At 65.2% G+C, this 15,433-nt stretch carries 13 protein-coding genes; 7 read left to right on the plus strand and 6 right to left on the minus strand.

Annotated elements, in window-relative coordinates:
- Positions 1-45: 45 nt before the first annotated feature.
- The 5 genes from IT549_RS06145 to IT549_RS06165 all read right to left on the minus strand — a co-directional run bounded on the left by IT549_RS06145 (position 46) and on the right by IT549_RS06165 (position 5,126).
- A complete protein-coding gene (locus tag IT549_RS06145; protein WP_292970888.1) occupies positions 46-1,125 on the minus strand; it encodes a PA0069 family radical SAM protein in 1,080 nt (359 codons plus the stop codon).
- A gap of 49 nt (positions 1,126-1,174) precedes the next feature.
- Positions 1,175-1,891, minus strand: coding sequence for a hypothetical protein (locus tag IT549_RS06150; protein WP_292970890.1), 717 nt, complete (start codon positions 1,889-1,891; stop codon positions 1,175-1,177).
- 149 nt (positions 1,892-2,040) lie between these two features.
- A complete protein-coding gene (gene moaB / locus IT549_RS06155; protein WP_292970892.1) occupies positions 2,041-2,568 on the minus strand; it encodes a molybdenum cofactor biosynthesis protein B in 528 nt (175 codons plus the stop codon).
- On the minus strand, positions 2,558-4,249 hold the full coding sequence (locus tag IT549_RS06160; RefSeq protein ID WP_292971113.1) for a lytic transglycosylase domain-containing protein: 1,692 nt from the start codon (positions 4,247-4,249) through the stop codon (positions 2,558-2,560). Before IT549_RS06160 ends, moaB begins: the two co-directional genes overlap by 11 nt.
- A 124-nt stretch (positions 4,250-4,373) precedes the next feature.
- Positions 4,374-5,126 (minus strand): hypothetical protein, encoded by a 753-nt coding sequence (locus IT549_RS06165; protein WP_292970894.1) that lies wholly within the window; start codon positions 5,124-5,126, stop codon positions 4,374-4,376.
- Between the two features lie 81 nt (positions 5,127-5,207).
- Between IT549_RS06165 and IT549_RS06170 the strand changes: the two genes are divergently transcribed.
- The 6 genes from IT549_RS06170 to IT549_RS06195 all read left to right on the plus strand — a co-directional run bounded on the left by IT549_RS06170 (position 5,208) and on the right by IT549_RS06195 (position 13,411).
- Positions 5,208-6,857, plus strand: coding sequence for an electron transfer flavoprotein-ubiquinone oxidoreductase (locus IT549_RS06170; RefSeq protein WP_292970897.1), 1,650 nt, complete (start codon positions 5,208-5,210; stop codon positions 6,855-6,857).
- Between the two features lie 131 nt (positions 6,858-6,988).
- Positions 6,989-7,786, plus strand: a complete 798-nt coding sequence (locus tag IT549_RS06175) for a 4-(cytidine 5'-diphospho)-2-C-methyl-D-erythritol kinase (protein ID WP_292970900.1) — start codon at positions 6,989-6,991, stop codon at positions 7,784-7,786.
- Positions 7,783-8,508 carry an N-formylglutamate amidohydrolase gene (locus IT549_RS06180; RefSeq protein ID WP_292970903.1) on the plus strand — a complete coding sequence of 242 codons (726 nt, stop codon included), beginning with the start codon at positions 7,783-7,785 and terminating at the stop codon, positions 8,506-8,508. Before IT549_RS06175 ends, IT549_RS06180 begins: the two co-directional genes overlap by 4 nt.
- Positions 8,509-8,725: 217 nt before the next feature.
- The gene (gene ilvD, locus IT549_RS06185) at positions 8,726-10,570 is read left to right on the plus strand and encodes a dihydroxy-acid dehydratase (RefSeq protein ID WP_292970906.1); all 1,845 of its coding nucleotides are present in this window, start codon (positions 8,726-8,728) and stop codon (positions 10,568-10,570) included.
- 32 nt (positions 10,571-10,602) lie between these two features.
- Positions 10,603-11,955 carry an NAD(P)H-hydrate dehydratase gene (locus IT549_RS06190; RefSeq protein WP_292970909.1) on the plus strand — a complete coding sequence of 451 codons (1,353 nt, stop codon included), beginning with the start codon at positions 10,603-10,605 and terminating at the stop codon, positions 11,953-11,955.
- Positions 11,956-12,160: 205 nt separating this feature from the next.
- A complete protein-coding gene (locus IT549_RS06195; RefSeq protein ID WP_292970911.1) occupies positions 12,161-13,411 on the plus strand; it encodes a class I SAM-dependent RNA methyltransferase in 1,251 nt (416 codons plus the stop codon).
- Positions 13,412-13,454: 43 nt separating this feature from the next.
- Here IT549_RS06195 and IT549_RS06200 read toward each other — a convergent pair whose 3' ends face one another.
- Complete coding sequence (locus IT549_RS06200) at positions 13,455-14,000, minus strand: pseudouridine synthase (RefSeq protein ID WP_292970913.1); 546 nt, start codon at positions 13,998-14,000, stop codon at positions 13,455-13,457.
- Positions 14,001-14,118: 118 nt separating this feature from the next.
- Between IT549_RS06200 and IT549_RS06205 the strand changes: the two genes are divergently transcribed.
- Entirely contained in the window at positions 14,119-14,964 is an 846-nt protein-coding gene (locus tag IT549_RS06205; protein ID WP_292970915.1) for a hypothetical protein, read from the plus strand.
- The last annotated feature ends 469 nt before the right edge of the window (positions 14,965-15,433 follow it).

Genomic DNA, 15,433 nt, shown 5'->3' on the forward strand with positions numbered 1-15,433 from the left:
GCAAGGTTATCAGTAAGGCCCTGCTCCTGCTAGGCCGAAAAGCCCTTAGAACAACCGCATCTGCCCATCCATCTCGGGCCGAACAAACTGCCCGCAATCGAGCACAGGCTGCTCGCGGTTGAGGCCTAGGCGTTTGCAGGCGATCCGGAAGCGTGAACGGAACACATCGGCCCAGACGCCCAGCGGTTTCATCCGGGTGAAGAAGCCCGGGTCATTGTCCTTGCCGTGGCGCATTGACTGGACGGTGTGGATCACCTTGTCGGCGCGGTCGGGGAAGTGGACTTGGAGCCATTCCCTGACCAGCGGCGCCACTTCGTGCGGCAGGCGCAGCATGATCCAGCTGGCGCTTTTCACTCCGCGCGCGGCGGCTTGCTCCAAAATACCCTCGATGAACTGATCGGTGATCGCGGGGACAACCGGCGCGACCGAGACGTGGGCGGGCACGCCGGCGGCGGCGAGTTTCTCCAGCGCTTCCAATCGCTTGATCGGCGAGCTTGCGCGCGGTTCGAGCAGGCCGGAGAGTTTCGGATCAAGGCTGGTGACCGAGACCGAGACAGCCGTCAGATTGCGCGCCGCAAGCTCTGCCAGCAGATCGAGATCGCGAACCACCCGCGCGCTCTTGGTGGTGATCGTTACCGGGTGGCCGGCCTCCAGGCAGACTTCCAGCACCTGACGGGTGATCCGATAGCGCGCCTCGATCGGCTGGTAGGGATCGGTGTTGGTGCCCATCGCGATCGGCGCGATCTTGTAGCCGGGTTTGGCCAGCGTCTGGCGCAGCAGCGCGGCGGCGTTGGGCTTGGCGAACAGTTTGGTCTCGAAATCGAGTCCGGGCGACAGGTCATGCCAGGCATGGCTGGGGCGGGCGTAGCAATAGACACACCCGTGCTCGCACCCGCGATAGGCATTGATCGAGCGGTCGAACGGAATGTCGGGTGACTGGTTGAAGGTGATAATCGACTGGGCGCGTTCCTCGACCACTTCGGTGCGCAGCTTGGGCCCGGGTCCGTCGAGTCCTTCGCGCGCGTCGAGCCAGTCCCCGTCAGCCTCGCGGCTCGCCAGGCCAAAGCGCTGCGGCACCCGCGCCGATTGCGCACCACGGCCGTGGATGGGGAGAGGTGAGGGCATCGTGAAGGTGGAACATATAAAGAACAAAAATGCAAGCTGCTGGCGCTCGCTATCGATTGTCGGCGATCACCTGCATAACTGCCAGGGCGTGTTCGGCGACAAGCGGGGCTGCATCTTCGGCCAGCACCAGCGCCTCCATCCGTTCCTGCAACGCCAGGCTGGTATAGAAATCATGGACAAGTGTGTTGTCCCCTGCTGGCCAGAAGGAAGTCAGCGCGATGGCACCGTAGCCGGGCCAGAAATCCCCACACCAGTCGTGCCAAAGCCGCTCTGCCAGCGCCAGACCTGGCATCGCGGTCACTTGAGCTATCAGATCGAGCAATGGCCAACCGCTCAATCTGAACATGCAAAGCGCATCGTCCAGGCGCAAATGGGCAAGACGACCTGCCGATGGATTGGCGGGAATCATTGCCCGTTCGAGAAAGCGGCGCTGAAACTGATCGAGCACGGCCCATTGCGCCGCAGACCATAGGGCGGGATCGCCAGTAGTGTGGCGGCTAAGGCTTATCTCAACGCTGATTTCGCTAACCGGCTCGCCGGCTGCCAGCACCTCGAGAATGCGAGGTAGCAGGTACTGCCAAAGTGGCTGGCTGACCCATCCAGGATCGGCGGCGGCGAAGTACCATTCACGCAGGTCATGCAACGGCAAATCGCGGATAGGGTGGTTGAAAAATTCGCGCCGAGTTTGCGGGTCCATGCAGCACTCGCAAACCTCCAGATCGTTTGGCTTTTTCCTGCCAAACTGACGGTATGCCTCTTCGATCACCGCGAAGAAGGGATGACCGGGTTCAAGCCTTGCTTGAATTGAGTCGGAAGCTTTTGGGCCCATGACCAGATGATCTCTATCCGGAAGTGGCTTCGGATTGGCTAATCCGGTGAAAGGAAAAGTCTACCGGTACATCGTCCCGCGCGATGTCACATTTCCATGAGCCGCGGCATCAGTTCAACGATGTTGCAGGGGCGGTTGCGGCTGTCGAGCTGTTCGGCGAGGATCCCGTCCCAGCCATCCTTCACCGCACCGTTCGATCCGGGCAGCGCGAAGATATAGGTGCCGCGGGCCAGCACCGCGCAGGCACGCGACTGGATGGTCGAGCTGCCGATCGATTTGAACGAGAGCCAGCGGAACAGCTCGCCAAAGCCGGGGATGTCCTTGTCCTTGACCTGGTCGAGCGCTTCTGGGGTGACGTCGCGGCCGGTCATGCCGGTGCCGCCAGTGGTGATCACGCAATCGATCGCCGAATCGTCGATCCAGGCGTTGAGTTGGGCGACGATCAGCGGCACCTCGTCCCTGACGATGACGCGCGCGGCCAGATGATGCCCGGCGGCCTTTGCCCGATCGGCCAAGATCGCGCCCGAGGTATCGGTTTCCAGCGTCCGCGTATCGGAAACGGTCAGCACCGCCAGATTCACCGGGCGGAACGGGCGGGTTGGGTCAACGGCCACGCAGGATCGTCCCATCGGCGCGCATCCGCACCATTTGCGAGCCCGACAGGCCCGGAAAAGTTGGCCACATGCCCTGGGTCAGCGCCATCCGGCTTTCCGATGGGCCACCGGCCTGGCGTTCGTACATCCAGTAATTGCGCATCACGATGTTCACATAACCGCGCGTTTCCCAATAGGGGACGCTTTCGATCCACAGCAACGGATCGCCCTTGTCGCGGATTTCGTACTGCCAGCGCCCGATCGGTACCAGCCCGGCGTTATAGGCGGCCATCACCTTGGGCAGCAGGCCCTGGGTGCCTGGACTGTCGCGCAGCATCTGCAGATGCTGCTGGCCGAAGGCGAGGTTGATCTCTGGCTTGCTGAGATCGCGGGCATTGCCCGAAACGCCCAGGCTGGCCGCATGGTCCCTGGCCGCAGCGGGCATGATCTGCATAAGCCCGCGCGCACCCGCCGGGCTGACCACCGCCGCGCGGAACACCGATTCCTGCAGGGTGTGGGCATAGACCAGCGCGGGATCGACCTTCCACCCGGTCGCCGGGGTCCACTTGGGGGTAGGGAACCGGCCGGCCGGTTCGGCCCGGCCGCCGGAGGGCACATTGTAGGCCATCCACAACTGGGTGGCCGGGGCACCCAGGCTGCGCGCCAGGCGCGACAGCGGCTGGTACAGCGCCGGATCACCGATCCGCGCCTGGTGGCGCAGCACTTCGTCGGCCAGGCCGTCGCGGCCGACCTCGGCCAGCATCACCGCCACACGAACATTGGGCACTTCGCGCAGCGCCTGCCAGTCGGTCTGGCTGACGTCGGGCGCCTCGTGGGTCTTGGGCAGGGCCACGCCCAATTGCTCGACCGCGAGCATGCCATAAAGCGTCTCGTCCATCCGGGCCGCCTTGCGCAGTGGCTCGGCGGCCTTTTCAGGCTGGCGGCAGCGGACCAGCGCGCGGCTTTGCCAGTAGTGCGCGGCGGCGGTCAGCTCGGCATTCTCAGACAGCACCGCAGTGCGACCAAAGGCTTCGGCGGCGCCGGTGCAATCGTCAAGCCGCCAGGCGGCGAGGCCGGCAATCCACCAGCCTTCGGCCACCCATGGGCCTTCACCGTCCTGCACCGTCTGCGCCAGCGCATAGGCCGAGGCATCGTCGTTCTCGATGTAAAAGCTCCACGCCACCTTGCTGCGCCATTCGGCGCGGGCGCGGGGCGAAAGTGCGCTGTCGATCCCGTCGAGCAGCGCCTTGGCTGCGGCCGGATCGTCACCCTTGATCTTGCCGTTGATCCCGGCTGCGACCGTACCGGGCATGGTGCCATCGGCGTTTTCGCGCGGGCGGATCCGCTTGGCGCGGCTGGGCAGGCTGGTCAGCATGCGCGGCTGCGGCAGCGCCGGCAGCATGCTCGCGCCGCGTTTGGCGGCCAGGCTGCTGATCTGTTCGGCCTGGGGCAACTGGACGCCGCCCGCCAGCCAGGCTTCCAGCGCCGGGCCTTCGATCTTGGGCGATCCCGCCGCCAGGTAATATTCGGCCTTGGCCACCTGGTGCAGCGGGCCATCGGGCTTCTGCGCGAACAGGGCCTGGACCCTGGCCCAGTCACCCTTCTCGATCGCGGCAAACAGGTCGCGGTAATAGGTCCGCTCATCCTGGGTCAGCAGGCTGGGTACCGCACCGCGATTGGCGCGATTGGCGAAATAGCTCATCGCTGCGCTGTTGGCCTGCGCGGCCAGCGGCGCAAAAGCGCCCAAGCCTGCCAGCAGCAATGCCGAAAACCGTGCCTTGGCACCAAATTTGAACAACCGCAGTCCCCGCATTCGCCGTTTGCGATCAGGCGGCCTGCCAATCGAGCAGGGCCTGCCACAACCGGGCCTTACCCCGCGGCCGCGCCATCAGGGTTTCGAGCCCCGGCGCAGCCAAGGCCGGGACTTGCGCGCCTACTTGATAATTTTGCGGCAAATTTTCAGCGCTTTTCGCCGGGTCGTGGCCAAGAAGCGATGAGACGTGCTGGCCGAAGGAAATCAGCCGTTTCGGAGCCGCCAAAGCGACATGATGCCGGGCCAGGTCACCCAGGCCGGCAGCCTGCAACGAGGCCCAGTCGGGCAGCGGCATGTACCGGGGCAGCAGACTGGCGACATAGACCTGATCGGGGGCGATCCCCAATGCCGCCAGGATCGCATCAAGCAGCCGCCCCTGCGGACCCGACAAGAGCCGGTCAGCATCCTGCGACTCGGGGTGATCAACCATCACCACCAAGGCCGCACCGGCCGGTCCGCGCGGCGCAATCCGGCCTTCGACATGGCCATTGTCGAGCGAGGGTTCGGCCAGCCACCATTGGGTAAAGGCGGCCAGGTCCTGCGGCCAGCCAGCGCTGTCTCCGCCCAGTTTGGGCAGGGGCGCAACCGGCCGCTCAATCGCCTTGGGCGGGGGCGGCGGCGCGGCTTCCGTAACGGCAGGTTCGCTCCGGGCCAGCCAGTCAGCCGGATCGTCGGAAAAGTCATGCTCAAGCCCGGCATCGCGCCACCACTGCAGCGCGGCGGCGATTTCACCCGCGAAGGGGCTTAAGGGGGCCATAAGAGTCACGAATGCGGTCTTGACCTGCCGGTGCGCAGCAATCAAGGGTTACCGCGATAAATAGCCATCAACAGGGTGTGGACGAAGCTGATGACCGAACGCGAATCGATGCCGTATGACGTGGTGATCGTCGGGGGAGGCCCGGCGGGCCTGGCCACGGCGATCCGGCTCAAGCAGGTCAACGCCGATCTTTCGGTTTGCGTGCTGGAAAAGGGCAGCGAAGTGGGCGCGCACATCCTGTCGGGCGCAACCTTTGATCCCAAGGCGATCGACGAACTGCTGCCCGATTGGCGCGAACAGGGCTGCCCGATGGCCGAAGTGCCGGTGACCGACAACTGGCACTGGCACATGACCCGTGGCGGCAAGATCAACCTGCCGCACCTGATCATGCCGCCATTCCTCTCCAACAAGGGCAATTACACCGGCAGCCTGGGTAACCTGTGCCGCTGGCTGGCCGGGCAGGCTGAAAACCTTGGCGTAGAGATTTTCCCCGGCTTCCCGGCTGCCGAAGTGCTCTACGATGACAATGGCGCAGTGATCGGCGTGCAGACCGGCGACATGGGGATTGACCGCGAAGGCAACCAGAAGCCCGATTACATGCCGGGCATGCACCTGCTCGCCAAATACACCGTGTTCTGCGAAGGCGCGCGCGGCCACCTGACCAAGCGGCTCAAGGCCAAGTACGATCTTGAAGCGAACTGCCAGCCGCAGGTCTATGGCATCGGCATCAAGGAACTGTGGGATATCGATCCTGACAAGCACGTGCCGGGCCGGGTGATCCACACCCAGGGCTGGCCGCTGTCGGAAAGCGAAACCTGGGGCGGCGGGTTCCTCTACCATCAGGCGAACAACCAGGTCTCGCTGGGCTTCGTCACCGCGCTCGACTACGCCAACCCCTATGTCTTCCCGTTCGAGGAATTCCAGCGCTGGAAGCAGCACCCGGAAATCCGCAAGATCCTGGAAGGCGGCAAGCGCGTGTCCTATGGCGCGCGGGCGATCAACGAAGGCGGCTGGCAATCGGTGCCGACGCTGGCCTTCCCGGGCGGCGTGCTGGCCGGATGCTCGGCCGGGTTCGTCAACGTGCCGCGGATCAAGGGCAGCCACACCGCGATGAAGAGCGGGATGCTTGCCGCCGAAGCGATCGCCGCGGCGATCGGCGCAGGCCGCGCGCAGGACGCGCTGATGGACTACGACGAGGCGGTGCGTGACAGCTGGATCGCCAAGGAATTGAAGCTGGTCCAGAACGCCGAACCGCTGGTCGCCAAGTTCGGTGAAGGCGTGGGCACGATGCTGGCCGGCATTGATATGTGGCTGCGCACGCTGTTCGGCTTTGGCGTGGCCAAGCCGATGAAGCACCACGCCGACGCGGAATCGCTGCACCGGGCCGATCTGTACAAGCCGATCCAGTATCCCAAGCCCGATGGCGTGATCAGCTTTGACCGGTTGACCAGCGTCAGCTTCAGTTTCACCAACCATGAGGAAGACCAGCCCTGCCACCTGCAGCTGGCCGATCCAGCGATCCCGGTGACGGTCAACCTGGCACAATATGCCGGGCCCGAAGCACGCTATTGCCCGGCCGGGGTCTATGAATTCGTCGGCGCGGAAGAAGGCGAGCCGCGCCTGCAGATCAACGCTCAGAACTGCGTCCACTGCAAGACCTGCGACATCAAGGACCCGACCCAGAATATCACCTGGGTCACCCCGGAAGGTGGCGGCGGGCCGAACTATCCGAATATGTAAGCAATCGATCCTCCCCCCGTGGGGGAGGTGGCAGCCCGCAGGGCTGACGGAGGGGGAATGATGCGGAGCCAGCCCCCCTCCGACCTCCGCTTCGCTCCGGCCACCTCCCCCAGAGGGGGAGGATTCAGACCATGACCGAAACCGCCTATGCCAAGATCAACCTCGCGCTGCATGTCCGCAAGCGGCGCGAGGATGGCTATCACGAGCTTGAGACGCTGTTCGCCTTTGTCGATGCCGGCGATGTGCTGAGCGTTACTGCCGCACCGCAGGACAGCCTGCGGACGCTTGGTGAGTTTGCCGGTTCGCTCGACAATCCGTTTGGCAACATCGTGATGAAGGCGCTGGGCGCGCTGCCCCGGCAACAGGGCTGGACGGTGACGCTGGAGAAGAACCTGCCGGTCGCTGCCGGGCTGGGCGGGGGCTCTGCCGATGCCGGGGCGCTGTTCCGGCTGGTCGAGCGCGAACAGGGCCTGCCCGATGATTGGCAAGCACGCGCAGCCAGACTGGGTGCGGATGTTCCGGCTTGCGTGCGAAGTGAAACCTGCGTGGGGCGCGGCACGGGGACTGAGCTTGAGCTGGTCGAAAGCGATCTCACCGGGATGCCCGTACTGCTGGTCAACCCGCGCGTACCGCTCAGCACGGCGGCGGTGTTCAAGGGCTGGGACGGGGTGGATCGCGGGCCGATGCCCGAAGACGCGGTTTCGGCGATTGCGCGCGGTGGGCGCAACGATCTGGAATCGCCGGCAATCGCGCTTTGTCCGGCGATCGCCGACGTGCTGGCGGCGTTGCGCGATACCCAGCCGTGGCTGGCGCGGATGTCAGGCTCGGGCGCGACCTGCTTTGCCCTATATGAAAGTGCCGAGACGCGCGACCGGGCGCAGGCGGTGATGCCGCGCGAATGGTGGACCATGGCGGGGGCGCTGCGATGAGCGAGGCCTACCGCATCCTTGGCACGCCGCGCTTCGGCGGGATACTGGTGGTGTCCGACCATGCCAGCAACCACGTTCCCGATGACATCGACCTGGGCATCCACGCTGAGATCCTGACCCAGCATGTGGCGGTCGATATTGGCGTCGCCGAAGTCGGCGCGATCATGGCCCAGCGCCCCGGGATTGCCGCATTCCAGGCCCAGGTCAGCCGGCTGGTCTGCGACGTCAACCGCGAACCGCATGCCCCGGCAGTGATCCCGATCGCCAGCGATGGTCACGCCATCCCCGGCAACATGATCGACCATGCCGGGCATCTGGCGCGGCTCGAACGGTTCTTTCACCCCTATCACGCCGCCTTTGCCGCCTTGCTCGACTCTGCGCCGCCCGCGCTGATCGTCTCGCTGCACAGCTTCACCCCGTGCCTGGCCACCCACCCGGACGAACCGCGTCCGTGGCAAGTCGGCGTGCTCTACAACCAGGACGACCGCGCCGCCCGGATCGCGATCCCACTGCTTGAGGCCGAAGGGCTGGTGGTGGGCGACCAGCAACCCTATTCCGGGCAGCTGCTCAACTACACCATGAACCGCCATGCCGAGGCCGATGGACGGCCCTATCTGGGCATCGAAGTGCGTCAGGACGAGATCGGCGATCCGGCCGGGCAGGCGCTCTGGGCCGAGCGGCTGGCGCGGATTGGCAATGAGGTCGCCTTGCGGCTGGAATAGAAATTCGCGGGCAAAGGCGCAAAGGCGCAAAGAGGTATTTCGGGCCGCAGGCCATACTGCACATCGCGCGGGTGCTGCCGCGGACAAAGTTGAAATCAAAGGGCGGCTTCGCCGCGGGCGCAACATCTTTGCGCCTTTACGCCTTTGCGCGAGACAATCTTCTTCTTGACCCACCACTCCAACCTCGCAAGAGCGGAACCGAAATGGAGTCCTGCCAATGCCTGCCTATCGTTCCCGCACCTCCACCCATGGCCGCAACATGGCCGGCGCGCGCGGGCTGTGGCGGGCGACGGGGATGAAGGACAGCGATTTCGGCAAGCCGATCGTCGCAGTGGTCAACAGCTTCACCCAGTTCGTGCCGGGCCATGTCCACCTCAAGGACCTGGGCCAGATGGTCGCGCGCGAGATTGAGGCGGCGGGCGGCGTGGCCAAGGAATTCAACACCATCGCAGTCGATGACGGGATCGCGATGGGCCACGATGGCATGCTCTATTCGCTGCCCAGCCGCGACCTGATCGCGGATTCGGTCGAATACATGGTCAACGCGCACTGCGCTGATGCGATGGTCTGCATCTCGAACTGCGACAAGATCACGCCCGGCATGCTGATGGCAGCGTTGCGGATCAACATCCCGGTGGTGTTCGTTTCGGGCGGGCCGATGGAAGCGGGCAAGGTGGTGCTGCGCGGCAAGGAAGTGGCGCTCGACCTGGTCGATGCGATGGTCGCCGCCGCCGACGAAGCCTATACCGACGAGGAAGTGCAGACGATCGAGCGTTCGGCCTGCCCGACCTGCGGCTCGTGCTCGGGCATGTTCACCGCCAATTCGATGAATTGCCTGACCGAGGCACTGGGCCTGTCGCTGCCGGGCAATGGCTCGCAGCTGGCCACCCATGCCGACCGCAAGGGCCTGTTCCTCCAGGCGGGCCGCCTCGCGGTGGAGCTGTGCCGGCGGTATTACGAACAGGACGACGAAAGCGTTCTGCCGCGCACAATCGCCAGCTTCGAAGCCTTCGAGAACGCAATCGCGCTGGATATCGCGATGGGCGGATCGACCAACACGGTCCTGCACCTGCTGGCTGCCGCCGAGGAGGCCGGGGTGGACTTCACCATGCAGGACATTGACCGGATGAGCCGCAAGGTGCCGTGCCTCAGCAAGGTGGCTCCGGCCAAGAGCGACGTCCACATGGAAGATGTTCACCGGGCCGGCGGGATCATGGCGATTTTGGGTGAACTTGATCGCGCCGGGCTGCTCCACACCGATCTGCCAACGGTTCACAGCCGCACTCTGGGCGATGCGCTCAACGCCTGGGACATCAAGCGCACCAACGATCCGGCGGTGCAGACCTTCTTCAAGGCCGCGCCCGGCGGGGTGCCAAGCCAGACCGCCTTCAGCCAGGACCGCCGCTGGGCGGAACTCGATACCGACCGCGAGAATGGCGTGATCCGTTCGAAGGAGCATGCTTTCAGCCAGGATGGCGGCCTTGCCGTGCTTTACGGCAACATCGCGCTGGAAGGCTGCATCGTGAAGACCGCCGGGGTGGATGAGAGCATTCTCAAGTTTTCCGGCCCGGCGAAGGTCTATGAGAGCCAGGACGCCGCGGTCACCGCGATCCTGACCGGGCAGGTCGTCGAAGGCGATGTGGTGGTGATCCGCTATGAAGGGCCCAAGGGCGGGCCGGGCATGCAGGAAATGCTCTATCCCACCAGCTATCTCAAATCGAAGGGGCTGGGGAAGGCCTGCGCGCTGCTGACCGACGGGCGCTTTTCGGGCGGCACATCGGGCCTGTCGATCGGCCATGTCTCACCCGAAGCGGCCGAGGGCGGGGCAATCGGGCTGGTGCGCAGCGGCGATAGGATCGAGATCGACATTCCCGGACGCAGCATCAATCTGGCAGTCAGCGACGCCGAGCTGGCCCAGCGCCGCGCCGAACAGGACGCAAAAGGCTGGCAGCCCGAGAAGGAGCGCCCGCGCAAGGTCTCGGTCGCACTGCAGGCCTATGCCGCGATGACCACCAGCGCCGCGCGCGGCGCGGTGCGCGATATCTCGCAGCTCAAGAAGTGAGCGCCGCCGATCAGGTCCTAACAGTCGCGCAAATGCGCGATGCCGAAGCGTCGCTGATCGCAGACGGAACCTCTGTCGATGAACTGATGCAGCGCGCCGGGCGCGGGGCGGCGGAATGGGTCTGGCGGCTGGCCGGCGGGCGCGCGGTGACAGTGCTGTGTGGCCCCGGCAACAATGGCGGCGATGGCTGGGTGATTGCCGAAGCAATCCGCACGCGCGGCGGTGAAGTTGCGGTGATCGCCGCAGCCGAACCGGCGACCGACGCAGCCAGGACCGCCCGCGCGCTCTATCGCGGCCAGGTTGTTACCGATCACCAGGGCGAAGTGCTGGTCGATTGCCTGTTTGGCTCGGGCCTGACCCGCCCGCTTGGAGCGGATCACTGCGCGCTGCTGAGCCGCCTGGCTGCCAGCCACCGGCATATCGTGGCGATCGACCTGCCCAGCGGGATCGACGCCGATCTTGGCTTGCCGCTCAATCGTGACCTGCCGCGCTATGATCTGACGATCGCCCTGGGGGCGTGGAAAGCGGCGCACTTCCTGATGCCCGCAGCGGCCACGATGGGTACGCTCAAGCTGGTCGATATCGGCGTGGCTGCGGTCGCCGGTGCGGCTCAGGCGATTGCCCGCCCGCACTTCGCCGCGCCCGGTGCCGATGCTCACAAGTACACGCGCGGGCTGCTGGGGCTGGTGGTCGGCGCGATGCCGGGTGCCGCACTGCTCGCTGCGCAGGCCGCGCAAGGGGCGGGGGCGGGCTATGTCCGGCTCCACGCCGACGCGCCGCTGGCAGTGCCCAACGAACTGGTGGTCAGCACCCAGCCGCTTGCCGATGCCTTGTCCGACAAGCGCCTGGCTGCACTGCTGATCGGCCCCGGGCTGGGCCGCGACGGCCCTGCGCGCGAGAAGTTGACGCTGGCGCTGGCCGAACAGGTGCCGGCAGTGCTCGATGCCGATGCGCTGGTGCTGCTCGCTCCGCGCCTGCTGGCCGAACACCGCGCGCCGCTGATCGCCACCCCGCACGAAGGCGAACTGCTCGCGCTGGAACGGGCCTGGGAGCTCGACGGCGCGGGCAGCAAGGTCGAACGCGCCACGGCGCTGGCGCTCGCCAGCGACATGGTGGTGGTGGCCAAAGGCGCCGATACCGTGATCGCCGCCCCCGATGGCCGCCTGGCGCTGGCCCACCGCGCTTCCAGCTGGCTCTCCACTGCCGGGACCGGAGACGTGCTCGCGGGAACGATCGCCAGCCGCCTGGCAACCGCCGCAGATCCGTTCGATGCCGCCTGCCAGGGTGTCTGGCTGCACGGAGAGGCAGCGCGGTTGGCCGGACAGGCATTCTCAGCCGGGCAGCTTGCCGAAAAGGTGAGGGTGGCCTACGCGGCTTGCTTGTGATTTTTTGGTTCACGCAGAGGGCGCAGAGAAGAAGCAGAGGCGCAGAGATATAGTGTTTGCGGCGAAGCCGCTCTCCAGATTTGGGCGTCGCTAATGTCGCTAGCTCGAAAATGGAGAGCCGCCTTTGGCGGATTGCTAAACATCTCTGCGCCTCCCTCTTCTTCTCTGTGATCTCTGCGTGCCCCCCTTCAGGCGCACCATATCGATGACCACCGAACCGATCATCCGCATCGCCGCCAAGGGCGATGGCGTCACCACCTCGGGCCGCTTTGCCTGGGGAGCGGCGCCGGGTGACCTGCTGCGCGAAGACGGCAGCCTTGAATGGGGGCCGCACCACGTTACCCCGCCGTGCCGGCACTTCGGCCAGTGCGGCGGGTGCCAGTTGCAGCAGCTTGATGACCAGAGCCTGGGCGAATTCGTTGCCGCGCGGGTCAGCAATGCATCGACCTCGCAGGAACTGGGAGCGGAGCGGATCGCGGAACCGCACCTGTCACCGCTGCACAGCCGCCGCCGGGCTTCGCTGAAGGCGGTGTCGAGCAGTGGACGGGTGGTTCTGGGTTACAACGAGGCACGCTCGAACCGGGTGGTCGAACTGGCGGAATGCCCGGTGCTGCGGCCAGAACTGGCGGCGCTGCTGGGTCCGCTGCGCAAGCTGCTGGTCGCGCTGGGGCAGGGCCAGGCCGCGCCAAAGGGGCGGGGCAAGGCCAAAGGCAAGCATGCCATGCCGCGGATGGCCGCTGACGTCGAACTGACCCTGACCGATCAGGGCGTGGACCTTGGCATCAAGGGCCTCAGCGCCGAAGGACTGGCATTGACCGAGGCCTTGCTCGCGTTTGCCGGTGCCCACGGCCTCGCACGGATCACTGTGGATGGCGGCTACGGCCCCGATGTGGTGTGGGAGCCTGAGCCGGTGACGGTGACGCTCTCGGGCGTGGCGGTGCCGTTCCCACCGGGCAGTTTCCTGCAGGCGACGGACGATGGCGAGACGGCGCTGGTCGCTGCCGCGCGTGAATGGCTGGCGGGGGCTGCCAGTGTGGCGGACCTGTTTGCCGGGCTGGGCACCTTCGCCTTCGCGCTCGCCGGGCCGCAGTGCAAGGTGCTGGCGGTGGAGGCCGCGCGCGATACCAGCGCGGCCTGCGCTTTGGCCGCCGGGCGTGCGCAAGTGCCGGTCCATGCGCTGCACCGCGACCTGTTCCGCAATCCGCTGCTGCCCGAAGAGCTCAACCGCTTTGCCGCCGTACTGCTCGATCCGCCCCGCGCCGGTGCGCGCGAACAGGTTGAGCGGATCGCGCAAAGCGATGTGCCGCGCGTCGTCTATATCAGCTGCAACCCTTCAAGCTGGGCGCGCGATGCGGCTATGCTGATTGAGGCCGGATACCGCCTGGCCGACCTGCGCCCGGTGGGGCAGTTCAGGTGGTCCACCCACGTGGAATTGGCGAGTTTGTTTGTGCGGTAACACCAGACCCTCCCCATTTGCGCTTCGCGAAAATGGAGAGGATCTAGCTGGCCTCAACCTCCCGCCATTCCCCCGGCGCCAGCCCGTCGAGCGACCAGTCCCCGATCTGCCACCTGACCAATCGCAGCGTCGGATGACCCGCCGCGGCAGTCATCCGGCGGACCTGGCGGTTCTTGCCCTCGCGGATGGTCAGGCGGATCCAGCTGTCGGGCACGGTCTTGCGGAACCGCACCGGTGGATCGCGCGGCCAGAGTGCGGGTGGGGCGATCCGTTCAGCAAGGGCAGGGCGGGTCATGCCGTCCTTCAGCTCCACCCCGCGCTGCAGCCGGTCCAGCGCCGATTCGTCAGGCTCGCCTTCCACTTGCACCAGGTAGGTCTTGGCCAGCTTGAACTTCGGATCGGCGATCCGCGCCTGCAACGTGCCATCATCGGTCAACAGCAGCAGCCCCTCGCTATCGGTATCGAGCCGCCCGGCGGGATAGACCCCAGGGACTTTCACGTACTGCGCCAGCGTCGGCTTGTCAGAGCCGTCCGCGCTGAACTGGCACAGCACACCATAGGGTTTGTTGAACAGGATCAGGCGGAACATGGTGAGGGCCTAGGGGGAAACAAAACAATTGCAACCGTTCAGTCAGTTCGAAACTATGTAATAGCTCTCCGCGCTTTAGTTCTGGTGGTCCGGCGACCAATCATATAATTTGTTACCCATGACCCGAATATCGCCGAAACTACTTCTGGCCGTTGCAGGACTGCTCATTGCCGGTTCGTCGCATGCCCAGACGATGACGCCAACAGACGAAACTGCCGTTCAGCAGGCGCTCAATCGGGGGCAGCTGATTTACGCCTTTGATCAGGCAGCGTGGCACGCCACCGATGCGCTGCTTGCTGATGCAAAGCGGCTTGGTCGAACCGGTGATCTGGGGGCGAAGTTCGGCGGTTGGATTGTTCGGCCCAAGGACTCCGAGACTCTGGAAGTGCTGTTTTTCGAGAGGGAACCTGGCTCACCGAACGTGCTGTATCGCGCGATTACCTCGGCAAGTGGTGATGTGGTCCGCTCGCATGGGTTTGTCGATGAGAATTCGCAGCAGTTCGATGCCCAGGCTTTGCGAATGATCACAGCCAGGCGGGCCGGTATCGAGGCCATGATGAAGCAGGGAATCCTGCGCTGTGCATCGGCTCAGTTCAATTCCATTGTCCTGCCACCAGAAACGCCGGAGGGGCCAATTCCGGTCTATCTGCTGTCACCCCAGACCGACTTGGCTAAAGTACCGTTCGGCGGCCACGCGAGGGTTCTTATCGCTGCTGATGGTACTGTTGGGCCGGTGCATTCCTTTACGAAGGGCTGTCTGGACCTACCTACGCGCAATGCCAAGAATGCGCCGGTCATGTCGATGGCTACACTCGTCCTCGATCCGCACCCAACGGAAGTGAGCGTTTTTACAATGCTTGCCGCAGGGCTGCCGCTGTATATCGCAACACCGGATCGCCGTATCTGGATACTTGATTCCCCGGATGGAAAGGCGAAGATCAGTCTGCTCCAATCGGACAAGTAACAGCGATCCGCGCCATAGCGGCCAATGGCTCCCCAACGAAAATGGGGCCGGCGTTTCCGCCAGCCCCACGCTCGCCTGCATTGTGCCCGGTCGATTTTGGGCGATCGCCGTATCCGTCTGCCTCGCCTTGATCCTCTGCGCACCTCGCGGCCCGCTGCGATCTGGATCGGCTTTCCGGTGGTTCCCTAGGGAACCGGCTTTCATCGCCCGGCCACCTCGCCGGCGTCCGGTCCCGTCAGGCGGTTGGTTCCGGCCCGAAAGCCTTTCCCTTCCGCCTGGCGGTTCCGTGACTGACTGCCGCAGTGCCTTCGCTTCCGTTCCTGGAACCTAGCCGGGGCCGGGCTTCGTTGCGGTCGCTCATGGCTGCTTGCATCCAGCCTGCTGACTGCGCTGCCGCTCGCTGCATCTGCGGTTCGCCAGATTCCGCCCGAAGGCTTCCTGAGGCGTGTTTTCCAACACTGCTGCGGGC

Source organism: Novosphingobium sp. (assembly GCF_020852455.1).
Taxonomy (GTDB): domain Bacteria; phylum Pseudomonadota; class Alphaproteobacteria; order Sphingomonadales; family Sphingomonadaceae; genus Novosphingobium.

What these genes read in the sequence shown, in the direction of transcription:
- ilvD (WP_292970906.1), top strand. Translation starts at nt 8,726, where the DNA reads ATGCCTGCCTATCGTTCCCGCACCTCCACCCATGGCCGCAACATGGCC.
- IT549_RS06200 (WP_292970913.1), bottom strand. Translation starts at nt 14,000, where the DNA reads ATGTTCCGCCTGATCCTGTTCAACAAACCCTATGGTGTGCTGTGCCAG.
- IT549_RS06190 (WP_292970909.1), top strand. Translation starts at nt 10,603, where the DNA reads ATGCGCGATGCCGAAGCGTCGCTGATCGCAGACGGAACCTCTGTCGAT.
- IT549_RS06145 (WP_292970888.1), bottom strand. Translation starts at nt 1,125, where the DNA reads ATGCCCTCACCTCTCCCCATCCACGGCCGTGGTGCGCAATCGGCGCGG.
- IT549_RS06175 (WP_292970900.1), top strand. Translation starts at nt 6,989, where the DNA reads ATGACCGAAACCGCCTATGCCAAGATCAACCTCGCGCTGCATGTCCGC.
- IT549_RS06195 (WP_292970911.1), top strand. Translation starts at nt 12,161, where the DNA reads ATGACCACCGAACCGATCATCCGCATCGCCGCCAAGGGCGATGGCGTC.
- IT549_RS06160 (WP_292971113.1), bottom strand. Translation starts at nt 4,249, where the DNA reads ATGAGCTATTTCGCCAATCGCGCCAATCGCGGTGCGGTACCCAGCCTG.
- IT549_RS06180 (WP_292970903.1), top strand. Translation starts at nt 7,783, where the DNA reads ATGAGCGAGGCCTACCGCATCCTTGGCACGCCGCGCTTCGGCGGGATA.
- IT549_RS06170 (WP_292970897.1), top strand. Translation starts at nt 5,208, where the DNA reads ATGACCGAACGCGAATCGATGCCGTATGACGTGGTGATCGTCGGGGGA.
- IT549_RS06205 (WP_292970915.1), top strand. Translation starts at nt 14,119, where the DNA reads ATGACCCGAATATCGCCGAAACTACTTCTGGCCGTTGCAGGACTGCTC.